This is a genomic window from Dactylosporangium darangshiense (assembly GCF_039537565.1).
GTDB lineage: Bacteria > Actinomycetota > Actinomycetes > Mycobacteriales > Micromonosporaceae > Dactylosporangium > Dactylosporangium darangshiense.
The window spans coordinates 1-4,757 of record NZ_BAABAT010000137.1 but is presented as its reverse complement, the minus strand read 5'-3'; the positions used below and the strand labels follow the sequence as shown (position 1 = coordinate 4,757).

Here is a 4,757-nt window from a genome sequence, read left to right as displayed (position 1 = left end):
TTCTTCGACCTCGGCGGACACTCCCTCCTCGCCACCCAAGCCATCACACGAACCCGCACCCACCTCAACATCGACCTGCCCCTCGCCACCCTCTTCGACCACCCCACCATCCACGACCTCGCCCACACCATCGACACCACCACCAACCCGGCCAGCCCGCCCATCACACCCGCCGACCGGACCCAGCCACTACCCCTGTCCTTTGCACAGCAACGGTTGTGGTTCCTGCACCAGCTCGAACCGGATTCGATCGAGTTCAACAACCCGACGGTGATGCATTTCCGGGGCGACGTCGACGCCGCCGCGCTGGCGAGCGCGTTGACGGCCATCGTCGAACGGCACGAGACCCTGCGGACCCGGCTCGTGAGTGGACCGGACGGCGTGCCGTACCAGGTCGTCGACCCGCCGGCGCCGTTCCCGCTGCGGTTGGCGGACGTGTCCGCGGAGGTCGACCCGCGTCCGGCCCTCGACCGGCTGCTCGCCGAGAACGTCGAGGTCCCGTTCGACCTGGCCGCCGAGGCGCCGCTGCGGGGCAGCCTGGTGCGGGTCTCGGCCGACCTGCACGTGCTGGCGCTCTGCGTGCACCACATCGCCTACGACGAGTGGTCGGCCGAGATCTTCCACGACGAGCTCACGACGCTGTACTCGACGTATCGCGCCGGGGCGCCGAACCCGTTGCCCCCGCTCCCGATCCAGTACGCCGACTACGCCGCCTGGCAACGCCACTGGCTCGCCGGCAAGGTCCTGGACACCCAGCTCGACTACTGGCGGACCCAGCTCGCCGACCCGCCGGTCCTCGACCTGCCCACCGACCGGCCCCGACCGGCCGTGCGCTCCACCACCGGCGCCGTCGTCGGCTTTACCGTCCCCAACGAGGTGGCCGCAGGATTGCGGGAACTGTCGCGGCGCCACGGCGTCACCATGTTCATGACCCTGGCCGCCGCCTACGCAGTGGTACTCGGCCGCAACACCGGCCAGACCGACCTGCTCATCGGCACACCGATCGCCAACCGCGGCCAAGCCGAAACCGAAGCGCTGATCGGGTTCTTCGTCAACACCCTCGTCCTGCGCACCCGCCTGAACGACGACCCCACCTTCACCGAACTCCTCGCCCAGGTCCGCACCACCGCCCTCGACGCCTACGCCCACCAGGACGTCCCCTTCGAACAACTCGTCGACGCCCTGGTCCAGGACCGCGATCGCTCCCGCACCCCGCTGGTCCAGACGCTGCTCAACTACCTGGTCGCCGACCAGACCTCTGAGCGCACAAGCCTGCCCGACCGCGAAGACGTGGTGGCGAAGTTCGATCTGCGGTTGATGCTGGTGGAGTCGACGGCCGGGTTGGCCGGCGGGTTCGAGTACGCGACGGCATTGTTCGACCGATTGCGGATCGAGCGACTGATCGAGCACCTGCTGCAGGTACTGGATGCGGCGGTAGCCAATCCGGATCAGCCGGTGTCGCGGTTGGCGGTGCTGTCGGCGGCTGAGCCGGAGTTGCTGGCCGGGTGGAACGCTACCGACGCGGTGCTACCGGCGCTCAACGGAGTCCACGCACTGTTCGAGGCCCAAGCCACCCGGTCCCCCGACACCGCCGCCGTGGTAACCGACGACGGGCTGGTCGTGACGTATGCGCAGCTGAACACGCAGGCCGATCAGCTCGCCGGGCAGCTGACCGGGCTGGGGGTGGGCGCCGAGACCGTGGTCGGACTATGCCTGGACCACGGTGTCGACACGATCACCGCGATCCTGGCGGTATGGAAGGCCGGCGGCGCCTACCTACCGCTCGACCCGACCCATCCGATCGAGCGACTGGCCTACATGCTCGCCGACAGCGGCACCGCCGTACTCGTCACCACCAACGCCCTACTCGACGACCTGCCCGCCGGACGGCTCCCAACCGTCATCCTCGACAACCCGACAACCACCACCATCCCCAACGGACAACCACGGGTCCACCCCAGCCAGGCCGCCTACATCATCTACACCTCCGGATCGACCGGCCGACCCAAAGGCGTCATCGCCACCCACCACAGCCTGATCAACTACACCCTGGCCATCCCGAACCGGACCGGGACCGGGCGGCCCGGCGGCCGCTACGCCCTGCTACAGCCCGCCACCACCGACTTCGGCAACACCATCATCCTGGCCGCGCTCAGCACCGGCGGCAGCCTCCACCTACCCGACCCGGACCGGACCACCGACCCCGGCTACCTCGCCACCTTCCTACACACCCACCACATCGACTACCTCAAGATCGTCCCGTCCCACCTCGCCGCCCTCACCACCGACCACCCACTCCCCGAACTGCTGCCCGGCGACACCCTCATCCTCGGCGGGGAACGCACCCCCACCACCCTCGCCGCAGACCTCGAAAACCTCCCGGTCCAGCTGATCAACCACTACGGCCCCACCGAAACCACCATCGGGGTCAGCACCCACACCGGCTCCCACACCGGCGCCACCATCGGCCGGCCCATCGCCAACACCCGCGCCCACATCCTCGACCGGCACCTCAACCCCGTCCCGATCGGCACCACCGGCGAACTCCACATCGCCGGGGCCGGCATTACCCGCGGCTACCTGCACCAACCGGCCCGCACCGCCGAACGGTTCATCCCCAACCCGTTTGCCGGCGACGGCAGCCGCCTCTACCGCACCGGCGACCTCGCCTACCACCGCCCCGACGGCCAACTCGAATACCTCGGCCGCACCGACCACCAGATCAAAATCCGCGGCCACCGCATCGAACCCGCCGAAATCCAAACCGCCCTCACCACCCACCCCGCCATCACCACCGCCATCGTCACCGAACACGACCAGCAGCTCACCGCATACCTGATCGCCGCCGACGGCATGCCGCCCGCCGACGAACTCCGCGCGCACCTGCACCGCACCCTGCCCGAGCACATGATCCCCACCCACTACATCGAGCTGACACAGCTGCCCCTCACCGCCAACGGCAAGCTCGACCGCACCGCCCTCCCCGCCCCCGACACCGCCCGGCCCGAACTCACCACCACCTACCAACCGCCCACCACCCCCACCGAAGAGCTCCTCGCCCACATCTGGGCCGAACTGCTGCACCTCGACGAGATCGGGGTCAGCGACAACTTCTTCGACCTCGGTGGGCACTCGCTGCTGGCCACCCAGGTCATCACCCGCATCCGCACCACGTTCAACGTCGACCTGCCCCTCGCCGTCCTCTTCGACGAACCCACGATCGGCGCTGCCGCCCGCCACATCGATGCCGCCGCCCGCAGCGGCGCGACGGCCACCAGCGCGCCGATCACCGTCGCCGACCGTGGCGCCGAGCTGCCGCTGTCCTTTGCGCAGCAGCGACTCTGGTTCGTGGCGCAGCTCGATCCGGAGTCGACGGAGTACAACAACCCGACCGCGATCTCGTTCAACGGGTCGATCGACGTCACCGCGCTCACCGACGCGCTGAGCGCCATCGTCGAGCGGCACGAGGTGCTGCGGACCCGGCTCGTCGTCGACGCCGACGGCGTTCCCCATCAGGTTATCGACCCGCCCGGCCCGTTCCGCTTGTCTACTGTGGACGTTTCTGACCAAGCCGATCCGCAGCGGGCCTGCCGGGATCTGGTCGGGCGGGACGCCGCCGTCCCGTTCGACCTCGCCGCGGGGCCGCTCATCCGGGCCACGCTCGTCCGGCTGGCCGACGAACACCACGTGCTGGCGCTGTGCCTGCACCATGTCGTGTCCGACGAGTGGTCGGCCAAGATCTTCGATCGGGAGCTGTCGGAGCTGTACCACAGCTACCGCGCCGGGCTGGCCTCGCCGCTGGCGCCGCTGCCGGTGCAGTACGCGGACTACGCCGTCTGGCAGCGCAACTGGCTCACCGGTGCGGTACTGGACGCGCAGCTCGACTTCTGGCGTACGCAGCTGGCCGACCCGCCGGTGCTGGAGCTGCCCACCGACCGGCCGCATCCGCCGGTGCGCGACACCGCCGGCGCGGCCCTGGACTTCGCCGTCCCGGCCGAGCTGGCCGCGGCGCTGCGGGCGCTGTCCCGCCGCAACGGGGTCACGACGTTCATGACCCTGGTCGCCGCCTATACGGCGTTGCTGCACCGGTACACGGGCCAGGACGACCTGCTCATCGGCACCCCGATCGCCAACCGCACGCAGGCCGGCACGGAGCCGCTGATCGGGTTCTTCGTCAACACCCTCGTGCTTCGGGCGCGCCTCGACGGCGACCCGACCTTCGCCGAGGTTCTCGCCCGGACCAGGGCCACGGCCCTGGACGCCTACGGCCACCAGGATCTGCCGTTCGAGCGGCTCGTCGACGAGCTGGTCCGGGACCGGGACCGCTCGCGTACCCCGCTCATCCAGACGCTGTTCAACTACTTCACCCCGGACGAGACGCCGGCGCAGCTCCAGGCGCCCTCCGCCGACGCGCCGCCGCGGGAAGGGGTTGTCGCACCGTTCGACCTTCGGCTGATCTTCGCGGAGACCCGCGACGGGTTGATTGGCGCCATCGAGTATCCGACCGCCCTGTTCGACCACGCCACGATCCAGCGGATGGCGGCCCACCTGCTGCTGCTGCTCGAGTCGATCGCGGCCGATCCGGACCGGCCGATCTCGCAGCTCGATGTGCTGACCCCGGCCGAGCGGACCCAACTCGAGGCGTGGAACGCCACCGACGCCGCCGTCCCCGCCCAACCGGTCCACACCCTCATCGCCGCACACGCCCACACCAACCCCGACCGACCCGCCGTGCACTCCGGCGAACACACCCACAC

Annotated in this window: 1 protein-coding gene; it reads left to right on the top strand. The window is 69.8% G+C overall.

The features are described from left to right. A partial coding sequence (locus ABD901_RS58090) for an amino acid adenylation domain-containing protein (protein ID WP_345144881.1) occupies nucleotides 1-4,757 on the top strand: 4,757 nt, incomplete at both ends.